General features: G+C 66.3%; 21 protein-coding genes. 10 read left to right on the forward strand and 11 right to left on the reverse strand.

Annotation, left to right across the window (positions count from 1 at the left end; genetic code table 11):
• Positions 1 to 4: 4 nt before the first annotated feature.
• A complete protein-coding gene (locus ASD87_RS06065) occupies positions 5 to 922 on the reverse strand; it encodes a LysR family transcriptional regulator (RefSeq protein WP_056318460.1) in 918 nt (305 codons plus the stop codon).
• A 142-nt stretch (positions 923 to 1064) separates the two neighbouring features.
• Between ASD87_RS06065 and ASD87_RS06070 the strand changes: the two genes are divergently transcribed.
• Positions 1065 to 1469 (forward strand): RidA family protein, encoded by a 405-nt coding sequence (locus ASD87_RS06070; RefSeq protein ID WP_056318463.1) that lies wholly within the window; start codon positions 1065 to 1067, stop codon positions 1467 to 1469.
• Between the two features lie 20 nt (positions 1470 to 1489).
• Here the strand turns inward: ASD87_RS06070 and ASD87_RS06075 are convergent, their stop codons facing one another.
• The gene (locus ASD87_RS06075; RefSeq protein WP_056318470.1) at positions 1490 to 1948 is read right to left on the reverse strand and encodes a MaoC family dehydratase; all 459 of its coding nucleotides are present in this window, start codon (positions 1946 to 1948) and stop codon (positions 1490 to 1492) included.
• Between the two features lie 133 nt (positions 1949 to 2081).
• Here ASD87_RS06075 and proP point away from each other — a divergent pair, with 133 nt between their 5' ends.
• The 4 genes from proP to ASD87_RS06095 all read left to right on the forward strand — a co-directional run bounded on the left by proP (position 2082) and on the right by ASD87_RS06095 (position 6640).
• The gene (proP, locus tag ASD87_RS06080) at positions 2082 to 3614 is read left to right on the forward strand and encodes a glycine betaine/L-proline transporter ProP (protein ID WP_056318474.1); all 1533 of its coding nucleotides are present in this window, start codon (positions 2082 to 2084) and stop codon (positions 3612 to 3614) included.
• Between the two features lie 102 nt (positions 3615 to 3716).
• Entirely contained in the window at positions 3717 to 4595 is an 879-nt protein-coding gene (locus ASD87_RS06085) for a PhzF family phenazine biosynthesis protein (RefSeq protein WP_056318480.1), read from the forward strand.
• Between the two features lie 169 nt (positions 4596 to 4764).
• A complete protein-coding gene (locus ASD87_RS06090; protein ID WP_056318482.1) occupies positions 4765 to 5244 on the forward strand; it encodes a VOC family protein in 480 nt (159 codons plus the stop codon).
• Between the two features lie 223 nt (positions 5245 to 5467).
• A complete protein-coding gene (locus ASD87_RS06095; protein WP_056318485.1) occupies positions 5468 to 6640 on the forward strand; it encodes a diguanylate cyclase in 1173 nt (390 codons plus the stop codon).
• An 18-nt stretch (positions 6641 to 6658) separates the two neighbouring features.
• Here ASD87_RS06095 and ASD87_RS06100 read toward each other — a convergent pair whose 3' ends face one another.
• From ASD87_RS06100 to ASD87_RS06120, 5 genes are all read right to left on the reverse strand, one after another.
• A complete protein-coding gene (locus tag ASD87_RS06100; protein ID WP_200952158.1) occupies positions 6659 to 7588 on the reverse strand; it encodes a hypothetical protein in 930 nt (309 codons plus the stop codon).
• Between the two features lie 536 nt (positions 7589 to 8124).
• Positions 8125 to 9099: a tripartite tricarboxylate transporter substrate binding protein gene (locus ASD87_RS06105; protein WP_056318489.1), complete on the reverse strand. Its 975-nt coding sequence runs from the start codon at positions 9097 to 9099 to the stop codon at positions 8125 to 8127.
• Positions 9100 to 9192: 93 nt separating this feature from the next.
• On the reverse strand, positions 9193 to 9957 hold the full coding sequence (locus tag ASD87_RS06110) for an SDR family oxidoreductase (protein WP_056318492.1): 765 nt from the start codon (positions 9955 to 9957) through the stop codon (positions 9193 to 9195).
• Between the two features lie 60 nt (positions 9958 to 10017).
• Positions 10018 to 10716 (reverse strand): fumarylacetoacetate hydrolase family protein, encoded by a 699-nt coding sequence (locus ASD87_RS06115; protein WP_056318494.1) that lies wholly within the window; start codon positions 10714 to 10716, stop codon positions 10018 to 10020.
• A gap of 27 nt (positions 10717 to 10743) precedes the next feature.
• Positions 10744 to 11697, reverse strand: coding sequence for a 2-hydroxyacid dehydrogenase (locus ASD87_RS06120; protein ID WP_056318816.1), 954 nt, complete (start codon positions 11695 to 11697; stop codon positions 10744 to 10746).
• A 129-nt stretch (positions 11698 to 11826) separates the two neighbouring features.
• Between ASD87_RS06120 and ASD87_RS06125 the strand changes: the two genes are divergently transcribed.
• The 3 genes from ASD87_RS06125 to ASD87_RS06135 are packed head-to-tail and all read left to right on the forward strand — an operon-like array spanning position 11827 to position 13959.
• Positions 11827 to 12969 (forward strand): citrate/2-methylcitrate synthase, encoded by a 1143-nt coding sequence (locus ASD87_RS06125; protein WP_056318818.1) that lies wholly within the window; start codon positions 11827 to 11829, stop codon positions 12967 to 12969.
• A 49-nt stretch (positions 12970 to 13018) separates the two neighbouring features.
• Positions 13019 to 13570, forward strand: a complete 552-nt coding sequence (locus ASD87_RS06130) for a sugar O-acetyltransferase (RefSeq protein WP_056318495.1) — start codon at positions 13019 to 13021, stop codon at positions 13568 to 13570.
• Between the two features lie 59 nt (positions 13571 to 13629).
• Complete coding sequence (locus tag ASD87_RS06135) at positions 13630 to 13959, forward strand: YciI family protein (protein WP_056318496.1); 330 nt, start codon at positions 13630 to 13632, stop codon at positions 13957 to 13959.
• 132 nt (positions 13960 to 14091) lie between these two features.
• On the opposite strand, the gene ASD87_RS06140 is transcribed toward ASD87_RS06135, so the two are convergent.
• Positions 14092 to 14466 carry a cytochrome c gene (locus ASD87_RS06140; protein WP_082586202.1) on the reverse strand — a complete coding sequence of 125 codons (375 nt, stop codon included), beginning with the start codon at positions 14464 to 14466 and terminating at the stop codon, positions 14092 to 14094.
• A 14-nt stretch (positions 14467 to 14480) separates the two neighbouring features.
• Positions 14481 to 15731 (reverse strand): sulfite oxidase, encoded by a 1251-nt coding sequence (locus ASD87_RS06145; RefSeq protein WP_056318497.1) that lies wholly within the window; start codon positions 15729 to 15731, stop codon positions 14481 to 14483.
• A gap of 293 nt (positions 15732 to 16024) precedes the next feature.
• On the opposite strand from ASD87_RS06145, the gene ASD87_RS06150 reads away from it, so the two are divergent.
• A complete protein-coding gene (locus tag ASD87_RS06150; protein ID WP_056318500.1) occupies positions 16025 to 16492 on the forward strand; it encodes a YMGG-like glycine zipper-containing protein in 468 nt (155 codons plus the stop codon).
• A gap of 46 nt (positions 16493 to 16538) precedes the next feature.
• Here the strand turns inward: ASD87_RS06150 and ASD87_RS06155 are convergent, their stop codons facing one another.
• Together ASD87_RS06155 and ASD87_RS06160 are read right to left on the reverse strand one after the other, a co-directional pair.
• On the reverse strand, positions 16539 to 18263 hold the full coding sequence (locus ASD87_RS06155) for a SulP family inorganic anion transporter (protein WP_056318503.1): 1725 nt from the start codon (positions 18261 to 18263) through the stop codon (positions 16539 to 16541).
• Positions 18264 to 18313: 50 nt separating this feature from the next.
• Complete coding sequence (locus tag ASD87_RS06160) at positions 18314 to 18700, reverse strand: MerR family transcriptional regulator (RefSeq protein WP_056318505.1); 387 nt, start codon at positions 18698 to 18700, stop codon at positions 18314 to 18316.
• Between the two features lie 88 nt (positions 18701 to 18788).
• Between ASD87_RS06160 and ASD87_RS06165 the strand changes: the two genes are divergently transcribed.
• Positions 18789 to 19688 carry an alpha/beta fold hydrolase gene (locus ASD87_RS06165; protein WP_056318507.1) on the forward strand — a complete coding sequence of 300 codons (900 nt, stop codon included), beginning with the start codon at positions 18789 to 18791 and terminating at the stop codon, positions 19686 to 19688.
• Positions 19689 to 19704: the final 16 nt, after the last annotated feature.

A 19704-nucleotide genomic window follows, 5' to 3' on the forward strand; every position in this document is an offset into this window, starting at 1 on the left:
CGCGCTAAGTGCGGCCCGCGGGCGAATACGCGCCCACCACCTCGACGATCCAGTCGATGAAGGCGCGCAGCTTGGCGCTGACGTGGCGGTTGGGCGGGAACGCCACGTACATCGGCATCGGGTCCAGGCGCCAGTCCTCGAAGACCGGGACCAGCTCGCCTTTGGCCAGGTGCGGCGCGGACATGTAGTCCGGCAGCCACATCACGCCCATGCCGGCAAGTCCCGCCGCCAGGTAGGCATTGCCATCGTCCACCGCCAGAACGTAGCGGCCGTGCACATTGACGACCTCCTTGCCGCGCCGCATGGCATAAGGCAGCGCGCGCCCGGTGCGTTGCCATAGAAAACCCACGATGCGGTGGTGTGTGTCTTCGAGCTCGCGCGGGTGCGCGGGCTTGCCGGCCAGCTTCAGGTACGAGGGCGCGGCGTAGACACCCAGTTGCAGGTCGCCAATGCGGCGGGCCATCAGGGACTGGTCGGTCAGCTCGCCGCCCCGCACGACACAATCGATGTTTTCGCCGATCAGGTCGACGATGCGATCGCTGACGCCCATGTCGAGCTGGATGTCGGGATAGCGCGCGTGAAAGTCCGGCAAGGCGGGCACGAGCACCATGCGCGCCAGCGGACTGGGCACGTCCACGCGCAGCCGGCCGCGCGGCGCTTCCGCGGCGCTGGACAGGCTGGTTTCGGCATCGTCCATGTCGGCCAGCAGTTTGATCACGCGCTCGTAGTACGCCGCGCCATCGGCCGTGACATTGACCTTGCGCGTGGTGCGGTTCAACAGGCGCACCCGCAGGCGTGCCTCAAGCTGCTGGACCAGCTGCGTCACGCTCGTCTTGCTCATGTGCAGGGTTTCGGCGGCCTTGGTGAAGCTGCCGGTTTCCACCACGCGCGCAAACGCGGTCATTGCGTCGAATCTGTCCATGGCTGCTCGAAGAGAATTGGGATTGTTTGGATTCTACAAATAGTGATGGCTGCAGTTGACCGTTTATCCCCGGGGCGGGCGCTTTTACAGTTTGCCCAATGTCAACGCGGGCTGTCGGACAGCCCACCACCAGGAGAACGCCATGACCAAACGCGACGTTGTTTTTCCTCCCAATCGCCATGCGCTCTACGAGCGCAACCGTTATTCGCCGGCGGTTCGCTCCAACGGCTTTCTGTTCGTGTCCGGCCAGGTCGGCAGCCATGACGACGGCTCACCCGAGCCCGACCTGCGCGAGCAGGTGCGGATGGCCTTCCGGAATCTGAACGCCATCCTGCACGCGGCGGGTGCGTCGTTTGACGACGTCGTCGACGTGACGGTCTTCATGGTCGATCCACAGTCGCAGTTCGAAACCATGTGGGAAGTGGTGCCCGAATTCTGGGGCGAGGCGCCGTATCCGAACATTACGGCGGTGGGCGTCACTTGGCTGTACGGATTCCAGTTCGAGATCAAGGTCATCGCCAAGGTGCCCGACGCCGCGCCTGCTTGATCGGGCGGGGCTGCGTCTTATCAAGGCTTGCGGAAGACGACGACCTTGCTTGTCAACTTCTGCAGCGCCTCGTCGCGCTGATTCGATGTGATCGATTCCACGACCACGATGGCGCGATCGGGCTTGGAGCGCGATGGCGTGATGCTGATCACGGTGCTCGTCACTTTGACCACATCGTCCGGCCGGGTGGGCAGCGGCCACGCCAGTTCGGCGCCTGCGCCAATGACCCCGCGCGCCACGGGAAAACTCTCGACCAGCAGCTTCATGGTCAGCGCCGCCGTATGCCAGCCGCTGGCCGCCAGCCCCTGGAACAGCGTGTCGCGCGCCGCCTCCGGATCCAGATGAAAGGGTTGCGGGTCGAACTGCGAGGCAAAGCCGACGATCTGCTCGGCGTCCAGGGCATGGGTCTTGCTGACGAAGACGTCACCGACGGACAGGTCTTCCAGGTAGATCAGCGGCGGCTTGGGGGGCTGTGGCATCGATGGCTCCGGCGAGTATCTGGTGGGTGGGGCATTATGGGCGCGCGTTCGCGCATTGCGCAATGCAGCGGGCGATGACCGTCGCCGAAATCGGGTCCATAATCGGCATGTCTAGTTTTATGGATGTCGCACCATGGCAGAAACCCCCACGTCGTCGCAAGAGATCCGCCCGCTGGAAATCGGCGACATCACGGTCATCGACAACACCAAGCTCAAGAAAGCCGTCACGGCGGCGGCGCTTGGCAATGCAATGGAATGGTTTGACTTTGGCGTCTACGGTTTCGTGGCGTTCGCACTGGGCAAGGTGTTCTTCCCGGACGCTTCGCCCGCCGTGCAAACCATCGCCGCGCTCGGTACGTTTTCCGTGCCGTTTCTGGTGCGACCGTTGGGAGGCGTGTTCTTCGGCGTCATGGGCGATCGCTTCGGGCGACAGAAGGTGCTGTCGCTCACCATCATCATCATGGCCATCAGCACGTTCTGCATTGGCCTCATTCCCGCATACGCCACGATCGGCCTGTGGGCGCCAATCCTGCTGCTGCTGTGCAAGCTGGCGCAGGGTTTTTCCGTCGGGGGCGAATATACCGGCGCGGCGGTTTTCGTGGCGGAGTACGCGCCGGACAGACAGCGCGGTTTCCTGGGCAGCTGGCTGGACTTCGGCTCGATAGCCGGCTTTGTCGTGGGCGCCGGCATGGTCGTGCTGCTGCAGACCATGCTGGGCGAGCAGACGTTTCTGGACTGGGGCTGGCGCATTCCGTTCTTCGTGGCGGGGCCGCTGGGCCTGTTGGGCTTGTATCTGCGGCATGCGGCCGAAGAAACCCCGGCCTTCACGCAGCAGCTCGAACGGATGGAAAAGGAAGATCGCGACGCCGTGCAGGAAAAGCCGTCGGTGTCGTTCCGCGAGATCTTCGCCAAATACCGCCGCGCCTTGCTGGTCAGCATCGGCATGGTGCTGGTGACCAACATCACCTATTACATGCTGCTGACGTATATGCCGACTTACCTGTCGGGCAGCCTGGGCTACACCGAAGGCCACGGGGTGCTCATCATCGTCGTGGTGATGGTGGGCATGCTGTTCGTGCAGCCGGTGGTGGGTTTCGTCAGCGACAAGGTCGGGCGCAAGCCGTTTCTGCTGGTCGGCAGCTTGGGGCTCCTGGTCACCGCGATCCCGTCGTTCTTCCTGATCGGCAGCGACAACACCGCCCTTATCTTCCTGGGACTGCTGCTGATCGCCATTTTCCTGAACTGCCTGATCGGCATCATGGCCTCCACGCTGCCGGCGCTGTTTCCGACGCGCATCCGCTACAGCGCGTTGGCCAGTTCGTTCAATGTAGCCATCATCTTCGCCGGGCTTACGCCCACCGTGGCCGCGTGGCTGGTCGAAGAGACCGACAATCTGATGATGCCGGCGTACTACCTGATGGCGGCGTCACTCATCGGGCTGATCACCTCGTTCTTCCTGCCCGAGACCGCCAACCGGCCGCTGCGAGGCGAGACACCGACCGCTTCCAGCCGCAAGGAAGCCAAGGTGCTGCTGCAGCAGGCGTACGAGCACATCGAACAAAGTGTGCAGGACGTCGATGCCGAGATCGCGGCGCTGGAAGAAAAGCTGGATGCGCTGCGTGTGCGCCGCCAACGGCTGGCGGACAGGCATCCAGGGATCGAATGAACGGCGTGCCGGCCCCGTGCCGGTCCGGCACGCGGCAATCACCGGAACCACCATTGCCGCCCGGTCCGCACCCGGGCGGCGCTTCATGTAAAGGAGCAGGTCATGAGCGTGCCATTCAAACAGGTGGATGTATTTACCAGCGAACCCTATCGCGGTAATCCCGTCGCGGTTGTGCTGCAGGCGCAGGGCATGACCGACGAGCAGATGCGGCGCATCGCCAACTGGACGAATCTGTCGGAAACCACCTTTGTGCTGCCGCCAACGCAGCCCGGGGCCGACTATCTGGTCCGGATCTTCACGCCGCAGGCCGAGTTGCCCTTTGCGGGGCACCCCACGCTGGGAACGGCGCACGCGCTGCTGGAAGCCGGCATCGTCCAGGCGCGCGGCGGCAGGCTGGTGCAGGAATGCGCCGCCGGCCTGATCGACCTGTCAGTCACCGAGATCACCGGCGGCAGTCCGCGTATTGCCTTCACGCTTCCGGAGGCCCAGTTGACCGAGCTCGGCGCAGACCTTGTCGATGAGATGGAAGGGATATTGGGTTCGGCGGTGCTGCATGATCCCGCGCCCAAGCTTGTCAACGTGGGCCCGGTGTGGACGATCGCGCAGTTGCCCAGCGCGCAGGCCGTGCTGACGCTGCGCCCGGACTTTGCCCGCATGGCCGAGTTCGACCGCCGCAACCAGGCCGCCGGCATCGTGGTGTATGGGGCGTACGGCGAAGGCGCGGAAAGCGCCATCGAAGTGCGCGCCTTTGCGCCCAGCCTGGGCGCAAACGAAGACCCGGTGTGCGGCAGCGGCAACGGATCGGTGGCGGCGTTCATCCGCGATGCGGGGCAAGTGCAGCAGTTTGGGACGGAATACCTCAGCACGCAGGGCGCGGCGGTGGGGCGGTCGGGCAGGCTGAACATCGCGTTCGGTGCGGACGGGGCCATTCGCGTGGGCGGGCAATCCGTGACGTGCATCGACGGCCGCATTGCAGTGTGAACGTGCGCCGGCATGCGGGGCGGCCGGCGTGGGGGGCGGCCGGCTCATGCGCGACCGGCTCAGGCGCGATCCGTGCCCGGTTTTCGGCCGGCGCGGCGTGCACTATGCTTGAACGTCGCGCATTGCAGCAAGGGTTGAGCGCATCACTTTCCTGCCAAGGAGGAGCAAGATGGCCAGCAAAAACACGATTTGCCTGTGGTACGACGGCGACGCGCTGGACGCGGCGAATTTTTACGCCCGGACGTTTCCAGACAGCGAGGTGGGCGCCGTCCATCGCGCGCCCGGCGACTACCCGTCGGGTCAGCAGGACGACATCCTGATGGTCAACTTCACCGTCATGGGCATTCCCTGCGTGGGGCTCAATGGCGGCGACGCATTTCAGCACAACGAATCGTTTTCCTTTCAGGTCGCGACCGACGATCAGGCCGAAACCGACCGCCTGTGGGACGCGATCGTCTCGAATGGCGGCCAGGAGAGCGATTGCGGCTGGTGCAAGGACAAATGGGGCGTGTCCTGGCAGATCACGCCACGGGCGCTGCTCGCGGCAGTCACGGATCTTGACCAGGCAGCTGCCAAGCGTGCATTCGAGGCGATGATGACGATGAAGAAGATCGACATCGCGACCATCGAGGCCGCGCGCCGGGGATGATGCCGCGGTTTGCAGGCGCTGGCTGCGGGTGCACTGAAACGGCGGGCCAGTTCCGCGGATTGGGATCCCGGTTTTGGGGGCCGTATCAGCAAGAATGACCTGTCGATAGAACAAAAATCCGGGGTCGGATGACAGGCCCCGGTAAGGATGTTGCACGCGTGGGAAAGCCCCGTAAAATCCCGCAGCCGCCGCGATATTTCGGCGAAATCTCCTGACTTTCGAGATGTACGTCGATCTTCTCACTCTTTACCTGTTGGCAGTCGGAACACTGCTTGTCAGCGCCGGCCTGATGTTCTGGGAGCAGCGGGCCAATCCCAAACGCAGCAAGGAACTGCGCATCCTGGCATCAGGATTCGCCACGCTGGCTGTCGGCTGCGCGGCAGCGCTGTATCGCCGCGACCTGCCCGGCGTGAGTGGCGCGGCGATCAGCAATCTGGTCATCCTGGGTGGCTACCTGCTGGTGCTCAATGGCGTTGCCGCGTTGAGCGGACGGCGTTATGTGCGCACCGCCGTCTGTGTGCTGGTGGGCATGGGGCTGACCTGGGTGATCGGCGGCGTGCGCTGGCTGGACGTCATGTGGACGCACGTAAGCTCAGTGCCGATTGCGCTCGTCAGCGGACTGACGGCCTGGGAGCTGTTGCGCTGCCAGGCGCTCAAGCCACGGCGCTCGCGGTACATCGTGGTTGCGGTTGCCGGGGTGCATACCGCCGTGTATGCGGCACGTGCGCTTGTCCTGCCGTGGTTCGCGATCGAGTCCGGCGGCCAGGTTCTGGCGCTGGCCGGCAAGCTCACCATCTATGAAGGCGTGCTGTATTCCGTGGTGCTGCCGATGATGCTGCTCAAGCTCATCCGCGACGAAACCCACAGCCAGCTGCTGATGGAATCGCAGACCGATTACCTGACGCGGCTGGGAAACCGGCGCTGGTTCGTCGAACAAGGCGCGCGCATCCTGAACGGCAAGGAAGGGCGGGGCACGGTGGCGGTGATGGCATTCGACCTGGATCACTTCAAGTCCGTCAATGACCGCTATGGACATCAGGCGGGCGATCAGGTGCTGAAATCATTTGCCGAAACCGCGCGCGAGGTCCTGGGTGACGACACCATTCTTGCGCGCATCGGCGGCGAGGAATTTGCCGCGCTGCTGTGGGGGGATGACGCGAAGGGCGCCCACACGTTGGGCAAGGCCATGGCCGAGCGTTTCGCGGTCACCGTCTCGAACCGGATGGACGGCATTGGCATTGCCGCCACGGTAAGCATCGGGTTGGCCCGCTTCGAGGGCGACACGCCCACCATCATGAACGCGCTGGCCATCGCGGACCAGGCGCTCTACCGGGCCAAAAAAATGGGCGGCAACCGGCTGGAACTGGCCGGCGAGCCCGCGCCGGTCACGGCTTGATCGGCAGGCCCCCTGGGGTCATTGCTGCGCCACGTAGGCCTTGCGCGTTGCGTCGTAGGCGTAGATGACGGCGTCGGCCGGACCCAGCTTGCGGGTCTTGCCCGGACCGGAGATGGTGTTGCCGGAGAACTGCACGGTCACGCGCGGCAGGTCGGCGGTGGCGGTGGCGCTAAAGACCAGTTCGCCCTCGCTGCGCGTGCACGGCATGACGTCGCCGTCCGCACAGGCCGGACCGTTGTCTTCGCCTGCAATCACCTCGCCCGCATACGCCCACACCTTGTCTTTGGCTTCGTCCTGGCGCTTTTCCGGCGGCGTGAAGACGAGCAGCGTGTAGCCGCTGATCGTGATGCCGTTGTCGAACGTCTCGGTGGGCACCGCCAGCAGCAGCTTGCCGGCTGCCGTGCGGTATTCCCGCGGCTTGCGCCGCGTGTCGACTTCCGGCGGCCGCTCGTACGCGCCGAACTCGCCGATGGTCGGTTCCATGCCACGGAACTTCCAGGGGCTTGACGGCGATGCGGGATCGCGGATGAAGGTCGCCTCGGCAAGGTTCACCGTCGTCATCGGACCGACATCGTCCTCTCCCGGCTTGCCATAGCGTTCGGCGGTTTCCCACACGAAGCCCGTGTAGTACGGCGTGCCATCCATTTCGAAGGCGTGGCCGAACCAATAGGTGGCCACGCTGCCGTTGGCCACGTCGGCCGAGTCGGCGCCCTTGCTGTCGACCTGGTGGATCGCGTAGAGGACCGATGCGGCGTCGGGCAGGGCGGCCTGCGCGTTGGCGGCGGGGGAAGGCGTGGGCGCGGCCGTGGCCGAGGCTGGGTTAGCCGGTTCCGCGGTAGCGGATACTGCGGCAGCCGGTGCTGCGGCAGCCGGTGCCGCGGCGGCCGGCGCTCCGGCAGCCGGTGCTGCCGGTTTCTCTTGCGCCGCGTTGCCCGGCGTCGGGCTCATCGCCGCGAATGCGGCAGTGATCGCCGCCACCAGGAGGGCGGCCGCTGCCGCGTTGCCCGTCCGCAAACCCTTTCCTTCCGACTTGCGTGTAGACGCCATGTCCTTCTTCTCTCTCTCTATCGCGATATGCAGCCATCGCCGGGCGCCGCCGGCGCGCCATCGGGTCGCGGCGCGGGTGGGCGCCGCAAGACGGGCTGCATGGGGAATTAATAGTGCCAAATCGACCGGCGGGCTCGACCATAGAAGGGGGGCGAGAAGGGTGTCAAGGCAACTCTTGCGCGGCACTGAGGGCGGCGCATGCCGCCGGCGCCCACGGCCAAGGCGGGCGCCGGCGTGCGGATGCCCAGCAATTGCGGGGCATCCGCGACGGAAGGAACGCGGCGGGCAGGGGTAAAAGGCCCTTAACGCCCTGTTACCTTGGCAATACTCAGGGTTACGGGAAAGGCGGCGTAGCGCGATCCGGGCTCCATCGGATCGCGCCACGCGCGTGCAAGAGGCTGCGGCGGCGCCGCAGCCTCTTGCACGCCGGTCAAAGGTCACTCGGCCTCGATCTTCGCCTCTTTAACGACCTTGCCCCACTTGTCCAGGTCCGACTGGATCACCGCCGCGTATTCCTGCGGCGTGCCGCCCTGGACTTCGATGCCCGCGGCTTCCAGCTTGGCGCGCACGGCCGGCTGCTTGAGCACCGCGTTGATCTCGGCGTTGAGCTTGGCGACGATCTCCTTGGGCGTGCCCGCTGGCGCAAGGAAGCCACCGTTGGTGTTGGCGTCGTAGCCCTTCAAGCCTTGTTCCTGCGCGGTCGGCACGTCCGGCAGCGCCTTGGTGCGATTCGCGGTGGACACGGCAACCGCGCGCACGTTGCCGGCCTTGACCTGCTCCTGCATCGCGCTCAGCGTGTCGATGTACAGGACAGTGCGGCCCGCCAGCAGATCGGGGTGCGCGGCGGACGAACCCTTGTACGGGATCAGCAGCATGGGCGCGCCGCTGACCATGCGGAACATTTCTGCCGCCATTTCCTGCGCGCTGCCGCGGCCGGACGTGGCGACCTTGGCGTCGTCGGGATGCGCCTTCATCCAATCGACGAGTTCGGGCAGGGTTTTGGGCGGGATCTTCGGATAGACCGCGAACACCAGCGGAATTTCATGGGTGTAGACGATCGGCTCGAAGCTCTTTTGCGGATCCCAGCCCAGGTTCTTGAAGAGGTACTTGTTGATGTTGTGGCTGCCGCCCACGATGCCGATGGTGTAGCCATCGGGCTTGGCGTTGGCGAGCAGCGCGGTGCCCAGGTTGTTGGAGGCGCCCGGCCGGTTGTCGACGATGACGGGCTGGCCCAGCGACTGCGACAGCTTTTCGCCGACGACGCGCGCAATCATGTCGATGCCGCCGCCCGGCGGCGCGGGCACGATGATGCTGATGGGACGGGCGGGATAGTTTTGCGCCGCGGCCAGGCCGGGCACGGCGGCAAGGACTGCCGAAAAGGCCAGGGTCTTGGCCAGCGTGGTGAAGGTCATGCTTGTCTCCTCGGGGTGGTCAACTTCTGTCAACTCTGTGAGGCGCCCCGGCGTGCTGCACCCGGGGCGCGGGTTGGGGGCGCAGTCAGGGCCTTAGCCGCGCCCGGTAAAGGGCATGGCGCTGGCCATGACGGTCATGGTCAGGACGTTGGCGTCCAGCGGCAGCGACGCCATGTGGCGTACCGCCTTTGCAACGTGCACGGCGTCCATCATGGGCTCGGGCGCGACCGTGCCATTGGCTTGCAGCACGCCGCGCGTCATGCGTTCGGACAGTTCCGTCATCGCGTTGCCGATGTCGATCTGCCCGGCCACGATGTTGAAGGCGCGGCCATCCAGCGCCAGCGACTTGGTCAGGCCCGTCACCGCATGCTTGCTGGCGGTGTAGGGCGCAGTGAAGGGGCGCGGGGTATGCGCGGAGATCGACCCGTTGTTGATGATGCGGCCGCCCTGCGGCGACTGGCGTCGCATCAGCCCGAAAGCCGCGCGCGCGCAAAGGTAGACGCCCGTCACATTGGTGTTGATGGCGTTGAACCACTTTTCCAGCGGCAGTTCGTCCATGGGCACGGCGGGGGCGTTGACGCCGGCGTTGTTGAACAGCAGGTCCAGCCGGCCGAAGCGGCTTTCAATGGTGTTGAACAGGGCTTCGACGCTTTCAGGGCGGGTAACGTCGGTGGGCACGGCCAGCGCGGTCTGGCCGCGTGCGGTGGCCTCTGCCTGCAGGGTCTGCAAAGGGTCTGCGCGCCGGCCGGCCAGCACAACGGTCCAGCCGTCGTTCAGCAGCGCGACGGCGGTGACGCGGCCGACGCCGCTGCCGGCGCCGGTGACCAGCGCAATCTTTTGGGTGGTGCTTTCGTTCAAAGCGTGACTCCTGGGGCGGATGGAATAGCGATTGGTGATGGAAGGAATCTGCGTGTGCCGTCAGGCGGCGCGAGGGCGGGCAACGGTCATGGTCAAAGCCCCGATATCGGCCACACCCGCGCTGACGATGTCGCCGGGCGCCAACGGGCCAACGCCCGCAGGCGTGCCGGTGTAGACGAGATCGCCGGGCGCCAGCGCCACCGACCGCGACAGCATCGCCACCAGCTCAGGCACGGACCACAGCAGGCCGGACAGGTCCGCACGCTGGCGGTCTTGCCCATTGACCGCAAGCCACACCGCGCCTCGGCGAGGATGGACGCACACGGTGGCCGGCACGATCGGCGTGCAGGGCGCGGAATGATCGAAGGCCTTGGCCGGTTCCCACGGGCCGCCCGCGCGCTTGGCCTGCTGCTGCGCGTCGCGCCGGGTCATGTCCAGCCCTGCCGCATAGCCCCAGATGTGCCGCGCTTCGACGTCCTTGGGTTCGATGTCTTTTCCGCCGCGGCCAATCGCCACGACCAGTTCGATCTCGTGGCAGAAGTCTGCCGTGTCCGCGGGATAAGGCAACGCGCCGCTGGCCGGAAACACCGCGCTGGCAGGCTTCATGAACCACGCCGGCATGTCGGTTGGACGCGGCTCGTCGGGCAGCCAGCGGTAGTTGCGTCCGATGCAGAAGACGCGCGCGACCGGAAAGCGGGCCGCGCTGCCGGCGGTTGGAAGCAGGATGGGTGCAAGCGCGGGAAAGACCAGGTCCGTCATGACAGTTCTCAATGCGTGCCTTGCGGCTCAGGTCGTCAGGCTCATCGACGGACGTTCGCCGGCCAAGGCCTGCGCGATGCTGTCCAGAACCATCTGGCCCATCGCGGCGCGCGTCTCCCAGGTGGCGCTGGCGCGATGCGCCTGCAGCGTGGTGCGATCCGACTGGCGCAGGGCCGCCGGCACGCGGGGCTCATCGACAAAGACGTCCAGCCCCGCACCCGCGATGCGCCCGGCCACCAGCGCCTCGGTCAGGTCGGCCTCGTTGACCAGACGCCCGCGCGCCACGTTCACCAGGAAGCCGCGCGGGCCAAGCGCATCCAGCACCTTGGCGTTGACGATGCCCTCGGCCTTGTCGGCCGCGGCGCTCAGCACCAGCGCATCCGAGCTGCGCGCCAGTTCGATCAGGTCGGGCACGAATTCATGCGGCAGGTCGTCCATGGCGCGCAAGTCGGTGTAGAGGATCTGGCATCCGAAGGCCGCGGCGCGCGTGGCGACCGCGCGGCCCACACGGCCCATGCCGACAATGCCGACGCGCATGCCGCTGAAGCGGCGCGCGAGCGGGATGGCGCTGGGCGAGGGGAATTGTTCCCACAGGCCTTCCCGCACAAAACGGTCACCCGCGCACAGGTGGCGGCAGGCGGCGATCAAGAGGCCGATCGCCAGGTCGGCCACGTCCTCGGTCAGCGCGCCCAGGGTGGCGGTGACCGGCAGGCCGCGGCCGCGGCAATAAGCCAGGTCGACCGCGTCGGTGCCCACGCCATTGACCGCCACCACCTTCACGCCCGGCAGCTGTTCCAGCATGGCGCGCGAGATGCCGGTGTGGCCGCCGGTGATGACGGCCTCGATGCCGGCGCCGTGCTCGCGCAGCCAGGCAGCCTGATCCGGAATCTCGAAGAACTTGTGCACCTGATACAGCGAGGCCAGCTCGTCGTTGACCGCCGGGATCAGGATGGGGTTGAGTTGCAGGACCTGGGGCTTCATGTCGGTTCGGCTCTGTTGGGGGACCGGCTGCGGGTCCGCGTTGAACATGGATTCCATGGTATTTAATGATTGATTTGTAAAGCAATATTGATCTATAAAATCAACATATAAACTTTGCTACAGAAGATCATGGGCACCTGGATATCAATGGCCGAAGCGTGCAGCCAGCTTGGCGTGCGGCCGCAAACCATCTACGCCTACGTCAGCCGCGGCAAGCTGGAAGTGATGCCCGATCCGGCCGATACGCGCCGCAGCCTGTATCGCGCCGAAGACGTTGCTGGGCTGGCCAAGCGCAAGCAGGCGGGCCGCAAGCACGAAACCCTGGCGACCAACACGCTTTTCGGCGCCGAGCCCAGCATTCCCACGGCCATTTCCACCTTTCACCGGCAACGCCTGTACTACCGCGGGCAGGATGCCGTCGCGCTGGCCGCGTCGGCCAGCCTGGAGGAGGTGGCCCAATTGCTGTGGAATTCCGATCAGCTGGCAGACTTTTCGTGCGCGGCGCGCGTGTCTACGCCCGGCCGGGTGGCGGCCTTCACGTCGCTGGCCGCGCTGGCCGCCACCGGGCATTCCACCCGCGGCCGTATGACGCGCGTGCTGCACACCGAGTGCCAGAGCCTTGTCGGCCAACTGGCCAATGCATTTGGCGCGCAGCATGGCAAGCGCCCGCTGCACCTGCGTTTTGCGCAGGCGTGGAAGCTATCGCCGCAATCCGCTGAGCTTTTGCGCACCGCCATGGTCCTGCTGGTGGACCACGAACTGACCAGCTCGGCATTCGCCACGCGCATCGCGGCGTCCACGGGCGCATCGCTGCCGGCGTGCCTGCTGTCCGGCCTCACCACCTTGTCCGGACCGCTTCACGGCGACGCGTCCGGCCGCGTCAAGGCGCTGTTCGACGACGTGGCGCGCCAGGGCGAGGACCACGTGATCGCGCATTACCTGTCCACGGGCCTGCCGCTGGCGGGCTTTGGCCATCACCTGTATCCCGACGGAGATCCGCGCGCAGCCGCATTGCTGGCGCGCTTCGAACCGGCCGAGGTCATCACGCGCTTCATTGGCAAGGCCACGCAACTGACGGGTCTGCATCCCAACATCGACGTCGCCCTGGCCGCGCTGGCGGCGCATTGCGGCCTGCCGGACGATGCGGCATTCGGGCTGTTCGCCACGGCGCGCAGCATTGGCCTTCTGGCGCACGGCCTGGAGCAACTCAGCGTTGCGCAGGTCATCCGGCCGCGCGGCCGTTACGTCGGGGTCTTGCCGCAAGCGGCGTAGCGGCACGGCAATGTTCGGTATGCTGCAACGTACCGGACAGGAGACTGCCATGACACGCACGCAGAAAGAGAGGATGTTGGCCGGAGAGCTGTACACGGCCGCCGACGCCGAGATCCAGGCGGACCAGCTTGCCGCCAGCGCCTGGATGCAGCGGTACAACGCGCTGCTGGGCGAGCCGCCCGAACAATGGCATGCGCTGCTCCGCGAGCGCCTGGCCAGTGTTGGCGAGGGCGCGCTGATCCGGCCGCCGTTTCATTGCGACTACGGCTACAACATTTCGCTGGGCGCGAACGTCTTCATGAACTTCAATTGCGTGATCCTGGACGTCGTGCAGGTCACCATCGGCGAAGGCACGCAGATCGGCCCGGCCGTGCAGATCTATACCGCAGACCACCCGCACGACCCCGAGCAGCGGCGCGCGATGCTGGAGTTCGGGCGGCCCGTGCACATCGGCAGGCAGGTGTGGATCGGCGGCGGGGCGATCATCCTGCCCGGTGTGACGGTGGGGGACGACGCGATCATCGGCGCGGGCAGCGTGGTGACGCGGGACGTGCCCGCGGGCGCCAAGGTCGTCGGCAATCCGGCGCGGGTGCGGGGCTAGCGCATGAGCACGCCACGCGTCTCGCCACAAGGCGCGGCGCCAACCTCAAGGAGAAGACCATGCCCATGTTCATCACGATCGGCTACGGCGATCAGGCGGGCTACGATAGTACCCCGGTGTCCGTGCGAGAGGCAGCGCATGCGCACGACGCGGCATTGCAGCACGCGGGCGTGCTGATGGGGATCGCGGGCACGCCGGTTCAGGTGCGCAATCCGGAAGCGTCCGGTGTGGTGACGGCGAAGGGGCCGTTCATGAATGCGCCGCTGCCCATTGCCGGCTTTGCCGTCATCGAAGCGGCCGATATGGCCGAGGCCATCGAAAAGGTGTCCCGCACGCCCTGCGCCGTGGCGCACGGCGTGGTGGAAGTCTGGCCGCTTGAGCGCCGGTAGCGCGGATTACCGGTCGACCGAGCGCATGTCGCAGGTGGTTTCGGACGATGTCGTCGTGAACGTGAGGATGGGTAGGCAATCCGGCTGGCGGAAAGCCTACCATGATGACGCTGTCCGCGATGCACGGGCCGGCTACTGCGCCCCGGTCACGCCCGACACGTACTTCGCCAACGCCTGCACCTGCTCATCGCTCAAGGCATCAAAGGCCGGCATCACGCCGATGCCGTTACGCACGGCCTGCGTGACGCGGTTGGCATCGGGCTTGAGCTCGTCCAGGTTGGGACCAATGGTGCCTGCCGCGCCGGCGTCGGCCAGCGTGTGACAGACGGCACAGGCCGGGGTGGTCGCTTTCAGGAACAAGGCCCGGCCCGCTTCGGCATTGGGCGGTTCGGCCGCCCACGCCTTCGCGCCCGTCAGCAACCAGACACCTGCCGCGAGCGCAAAGGAAGCCCGCCACCCGATCGGGCGGCGGGTTGCTGCATGCTGCTTGACTTGACTGTTGTGCATCGATGCTGCCTCGATCAGGACACGTTGATGGCCAGACCGTGGTCGCGCCAACTGCTGTTGATATAACCCGGCGCGTTCTCGAACCGGTTTTCCACCTGCACATTGCCTTCCGTGTCCTCGACGCGGCTGACCAGCATGTGCTGGCCGGCGGACAGTTCCACCGGTAGCGCGAACTGCCGCCAGGCGTACTTGCCAAGATCCGGTCCGATCAATGCGGCCTGTTTCCAGGTCTTGCCGCCGTCGATCGACACGTCCACGCGCTTGACCGCATGCATGCCGCCGAAGGCCACGCCGCGCACCACGACCCGCCCGGCCTTCACCGGCTGGCCGTTTGCCCCCGGCGCGTTGATCCAGGATTTGGGTTCCATGGCCCAGACCGACGGTTGGTCGGGGCTGGGCTTGGCGTCCATGGGCGTCAGGCGATAGCCGGTCTGCTGGATCTTCGCGGGGCTCTGTTCGGCGGTGAACGCCAGCCGCTTGATGTACTTGACGTTGTTCACGCCGGTGTAGCCCGGCACGATCAGGCGCAACGGGCCGCCGTGCGCCAGCGACAGCGGCTCGCCGTTCATCTCCCAGGCCAAGAGGGCATCCTGCATCGCCTCGCGCGGCACCGAGCGTTCCACCAGCAGCGATTTGGGATCCAGACCTTCGGGGAGCACTTCGCCGCCGGTACCGGTCATGAAGGCAGGCGTGCCTTCCAGGCCGCCCAGGCGTTCGACAAGGGTGCGCACCGGTACGCCCGTCCACATCACACAGCCGGCCGCGCCCACTTCCCACGGCGTGCCGCTGGGCTTGTGCGGAAAGAACCCGCGGCCATTGCCCGAGCACTGCAACACGGTCGCCAGCGTTTCCATGCCCAGCGTCTTCAGCTCGCCCACGGTAAACGTGCGGGGCTGCTTGACGCCTTCGATCTCGACCTTCCAGGCATCGCGGTCGTTCAGGATCGCGGCGTCGGGCGGCGGCAGGTTATTGCGCACGTATAGCTGGCGCGACGGCGTGATGACGCCATCGCCGAACGCGCTGCGGCGGGTCTCGATGGTGTTGGCGCTGTGCACGATGACGCTGTCGGCGTCTTTCCACGCTGCGTAAGGCGGCAGCGGCTTGGCGGCGGGCGCGACGGGGGTAGCGGCGGGCGCAGCGGCGGGCTTGGCGGGCGCATCGCTGGCGCGCGCGATGCCGGCGGCGCCCAGCCCGGCCGCGGCCAGGGCACTGGCGCTGCCGGCCAGCATGCGGCGCCGTGCGGGGTTGCGTGGGGTTGTCTCCATGGCTTGCCTCTCTGGTTGCCGCGTCCCGCGGAACAGGCGCGGTGTTGTGCTTATGGGCGGCCCAGCGCTTGCGGCCTTCCGCATCATCGGCAATGCCCCTCTTTATGTCAACGGGTTCTAAAGAACTATAGGTTTGTGGGCATTTCAGATATAAGAGTTTTGGATATTTGGTCGGGCAAGCACGAAGCAAGCTGCGCCAAGGCGCGCATGCAAGCCTCGTAACCCATGTTGCACCGTCGCAGAACGCAGCGCTACGCTGGTGAATCAGGGCTCTGACTTCCATGGAGGTTGTCATGAATACGATCATCTTTCCCTGCGTGGCCATGCTGGCTGCTGGCGTCTGCCTGACTGCGTCCGCGCAGACCGTCACGCCGCTCAAAGGCCAATCCCCCGAACTTACCCAGCAAGACATCGCGGCATGCCAGTCGCAGACAGGCAGCGCGGCCAGCACCAGCCCGGATTCGCGCGAGGCTGGTGGCCGTGCGCGTGGCGCGGCGGCTGGCGCGGCCGCGGGCGCCGCGGTGGCCGGTGCGCGCGGACAACAGCACGAGGAGGTCTACGACCGCATGGACGACGACACCAAGCAGGCGTACCGGCAAAACCAGGCAAAGGACGCAGCGGCGGCGGGAATGGTGGTGGGCGGGTCGCGCCAGCGGCAGGATCGGCGTCAGGACCGCGCCAGCCAGAACCAGCAGGCTGCGGCAGCGTCTTCTGCGTACGCCGCCTGCATGCAGCAGCGGGGGTATCAGGTGACGCCTTGAGCGGCAAGCGTGCGTCGCGGTCCAGCGCGGCAAAAGGAAGGCGGGTCTAGGATGCGCGTTCGCCTTGCAGGTAATCGTCCACCGCGCTGCCGACGGTCGGATGAAAGCGGTCGTCGCTGAATAGCCGCGACAGCTCGAAACGCTTGAGCTTGTCGCGCACGGGATCCTTCATTTCCGCGAAGTGCAGCGCGACCCCTTCGCGCGACAGGGTTTCGCACAGTTCGCGCAGCATGTCGGCTGAGGTGACGTCCACGCTGGTGACGGGTTCGGCAGCCACCACCACGCGCCGTACGGGCGTGGGCGAGGCCTCCACGGCTTCAAGCAGGCGCTGCTGGAAGAGTTCGGCGTTGGCGAAAAAGAGCGGGGCGTCCCAGCGGAACAGGACCAGTCCGTCGATCAGCGTGGCATGCGGATAACGCTTCAGGTCGTGATAGCCGCGCAAGTTCGGCACGCGGCCCAGCACCGCGAAGTGCGGGCGCCACCCATCCCACAGGAATTCAATGATGGCGATGACGACCGCCAGGCAAATGCCGGGGATCGCGCCGAAGACGGCGACACCCGCAAAACACAGCATGGACAGCCAGAACTCCCATTGCTGAATGCGGTAGATGCGCCGCAGATCCCTGAATTCGAAGAGACCGATGGCGGCGGCGATCACAACCGCGGCCAGCGCGCTGTTGGGCAGGTGGCGCAGCAGATTCGGCGCGGCGATCAGCAGCGCGGCGACGGCCACCGCGCCGACCACGCCGGTCAGTTGCGTGCGCGACCCCGCCGCCTCGGCCACCGGGGTGCGCGATGCGCTGCTGCTGATCGGAAAGCCCTGGAAGAAACCGGCTGCCAGGTTCGCCACCCCCAGTCCCACCATCTCCTGATTCGGATCCACACGCGTGTTCGTGCGCGCCGCGTAGGTGCGCGACAGCACGCTGGTGTCGGCAAAGGCAATCAGCGCCACCGCGCAGCCGCCCAGCACGATCTTGACGAGGTCGGCGTTGCTGAGCCACGGCCACGCAAAGCTTGGCAATCCTTGCGGAATCTCGCCCAGCACCTTGACGCCCTGGGCGTCCAGTCCGAAAAGCTTGACCGCCAGCGTGGCAAGGATCACGGCAATCAGGATGCCCGGCACGCGATCGAAGCGCTTGAGCAAGAGAATCACGGCCAGGCTTGCGGCGCCGACTGCCAAGCTTGGCCAATGGGCCTGGCCATCGGCCACGGCCAGCGCCAACTGTTGCATCTCGCGCAGCGGGCCGGCGTCATCGATGGAGATGTCGAACAGCTTGGGCAACTGGCTGACCAGCACGGTCAGCGCGATGCCGTTCATGTAGCCGTAGCGGATGGGTTTGGACAACAGCTCGGTGATGAACCCCAGGCGCATCAAGCCCATCACGATGCAGAACAGCCCCGAGACAACGGCCATCATGCTTGCCGCGGCGATGGCGCGCATGGGGTCGCCGTTGGAGACGCTGAGCACGACAGCCAGGATGGGCGCCGCCAACGCGGAATCCGGTCCCAGCACCAGGATCCGGCTTGGACCGAACAACGCATACGCCAGGAGCGGGATGATGGTGGCGTACAGGCCGTAGACGCCGGGCACGCCCGAGGCTTCGGCGTAGGCGATGCCCACCGGCACCAGCATGGTCGTCAGGACGAGGCCGGCGGCAATGTCCTTGGGCAGCCACGCCGCCTGATAGGACTGCAACAACGCCAGGCCGGGCAGCCAGCGCAACCAGCGCGGCGCATTCTGGACGGGGCGGCGGGGCGTTTCGGTAGCCATGGAATCCCGGTAGGAAAGCGTGCGCTACAGCTTGGGGACTTATCCGCGTTTCATTGCGGGCAAGGGGGGGCGGAATCTTCCAGCATCTGGCGCAGCCGGGCGCGGCGGCGCTCCAGGTCGGCGATCTGGCGTTCGACGGATGCCAGCCGCCGGCGCTGCACCTCGGACGTCTCCGGGCATGCCGCAGCGCCTTCGATCAGCCGCATGCAATCGGGAAACCCGCGGATTTCCGCCAACGAGAAGCCGGCAGCGATGAGGCGCTGGATTTGCCTGACTTGCGTGACGGCGGCTGCGGGAAAAGTACGGTATCCATTGTCGGCCCGGGCCGAGACAAGCAGACCCTGGTCGTCGTAGTGGCGCAGCGAACGCAGGCTTGCGCCCGTTCTGCGGGCAAGCTCGCCGATCGACATGGGGGGGGAAGGCGCGGGCGTTTTCATGCGGGAAAGATTAGCAGATGGGGACTTGACCTTGACATGGGTGTGAGGGTTGAGACTGGCCGTCCTTCAATCTTTCGGATGCATCAGCATGCAACGCAGAACTTTTTTCCGCCGGGTGGCGGCGGCGGTTTTGGTCATCGTGGCCTCGGCGGCCGCGCACGCGCAGCCCCTGCAATACACCGTCAAGGCGCCCGATGGCGTATTGCTCGCCGTCCAGGAGGCCGGCAATGCCGATGGCCCGCCCGTCATCTTCGTGCACGGGTTGCTGGGCAGCCACCTCAACTGGGAGGCCCAGCTTGCCAGCCCTGCGCTGCAACGATATCGGCTGATCACCTATGACCTGCGCGGCCATGGTTTATCGGGCGAGCCGGCGGACGCGGCGGCGTATACAGACGGCCGGCGCTGGGCCGACGATCTGGCCGCGGTGATGAAGGCGACCGGGGCCGCGGACCCCGTGGTCGTCGGATGGTCGCTTGGCGCTGCCGTGACGACCAACTACCTCGCCGCGTACGGCGATGCGGGAATCGCGGGCGCCGTCTATGTGGGGGGTGTGATCGAGCTGGATCCGAAGCAGATCGTGCAGCATCCCGCGCTGTATCGAGACATGGTGTCCCCCGACCTGAAAACCCACTTGGACGCGGAGCGCGAATTCATCGGTCTGTGCTTTGCGCAGCCGCCCGACGCCGTCACATTCCAACGGCTGCTGGCCAATGCCGCCATGGCGTCCTTTGACATGCAGGCCGCCGTGCAAGGCATGACGGTCGCGGCGGCGCGCGGCCTTGGCTCGGCGCGCAAGCCTCTGCTGCTGATCTACGGAGCAAACGACGCCTTGGTCCAGCCTCATCCGTCGATCGAGCGGGCGCGGCAACTGAACCCGCGCGTCAAGAGCACGGTATACGCGGCATCGGGGCACGCGCCGTTCATGGAGGAAGCGGACAGGTTTAATCGGGACCTGGCGGCGTTTGTGGACAGCGTCGTCGCCCGCTGACGGGCCCGGGCGGGCC

The sequence above is a fragment of the Achromobacter sp. Root170 genome, assembly GCF_001428165.1.
GTDB lineage: Bacteria > Pseudomonadota > Gammaproteobacteria > Burkholderiales > Burkholderiaceae_B > Achromobacter > Achromobacter mucicolens.

Coding starts and splice junctions, on each gene's coding strand:
- ASD87_RS06065 (WP_056318460.1), bottom strand. CDS start 922: ATGGACAGATTCGACGCAATGACCGCGTTTGCGCGCGTGGTGGAAACC.
- ASD87_RS06070 (WP_056318463.1), top strand. CDS start 1,065: ATGACCAAACGCGACGTTGTTTTTCCTCCCAATCGCCATGCGCTCTAC.
- ASD87_RS06075 (WP_056318470.1), bottom strand. CDS start 1,948: ATGCCACAGCCCCCCAAGCCGCCGCTGATCTACCTGGAAGACCTGTCC.
- proP (WP_056318474.1), top strand. CDS start 2,082: ATGGCAGAAACCCCCACGTCGTCGCAAGAGATCCGCCCGCTGGAAATC.
- ASD87_RS06085 (WP_056318480.1), top strand. CDS start 3,717: ATGAGCGTGCCATTCAAACAGGTGGATGTATTTACCAGCGAACCCTAT.
- ASD87_RS06090 (WP_056318482.1), top strand. CDS start 4,765: ATGGCCAGCAAAAACACGATTTGCCTGTGGTACGACGGCGACGCGCTG.
- ASD87_RS06095 (WP_056318485.1), top strand. CDS start 5,468: ATGTACGTCGATCTTCTCACTCTTTACCTGTTGGCAGTCGGAACACTG.
- ASD87_RS06100 (WP_200952158.1), bottom strand. CDS start 7,588: ATGAGCCCGACGCCGGGCAACGCGGCGCAAGAGAAACCGGCAGCACCG.
- ASD87_RS06105 (WP_056318489.1), bottom strand. CDS start 9,099: ATGACCTTCACCACGCTGGCCAAGACCCTGGCCTTTTCGGCAGTCCTT.
- ASD87_RS06115 (WP_056318494.1), bottom strand. CDS start 10,716: ATGACGGACCTGGTCTTTCCCGCGCTTGCACCCATCCTGCTTCCAACC.
- ASD87_RS06120 (WP_056318816.1), bottom strand. CDS start 11,697: ATGAAGCCCCAGGTCCTGCAACTCAACCCCATCCTGATCCCGGCGGTC.
- ASD87_RS06125 (WP_056318818.1), top strand. CDS start 11,827: ATGGGCACCTGGATATCAATGGCCGAAGCGTGCAGCCAGCTTGGCGTG.
- ASD87_RS06130 (WP_056318495.1), top strand. CDS start 13,019: ATGACACGCACGCAGAAAGAGAGGATGTTGGCCGGAGAGCTGTACACG.
- ASD87_RS06135 (WP_056318496.1), top strand. CDS start 13,630: ATGCCCATGTTCATCACGATCGGCTACGGCGATCAGGCGGGCTACGAT.
- ASD87_RS06140 (WP_082586202.1), bottom strand. CDS start 14,466: ATGCACAACAGTCAAGTCAAGCAGCATGCAGCAACCCGCCGCCCGATC.
- ASD87_RS06145 (WP_056318497.1), bottom strand. CDS start 15,731: ATGGAGACAACCCCACGCAACCCCGCACGGCGCCGCATGCTGGCCGGC.
- ASD87_RS06150 (WP_056318500.1), top strand. CDS start 16,025: ATGAATACGATCATCTTTCCCTGCGTGGCCATGCTGGCTGCTGGCGTC.
- ASD87_RS06155 (WP_056318503.1), bottom strand. CDS start 18,263: ATGGCTACCGAAACGCCCCGCCGCCCCGTCCAGAATGCGCCGCGCTGG.
- ASD87_RS06160 (WP_056318505.1), bottom strand. CDS start 18,700: ATGAAAACGCCCGCGCCTTCCCCCCCCATGTCGATCGGCGAGCTTGCC.
- ASD87_RS06165 (WP_056318507.1), top strand. CDS start 18,789: ATGCAACGCAGAACTTTTTTCCGCCGGGTGGCGGCGGCGGTTTTGGTC.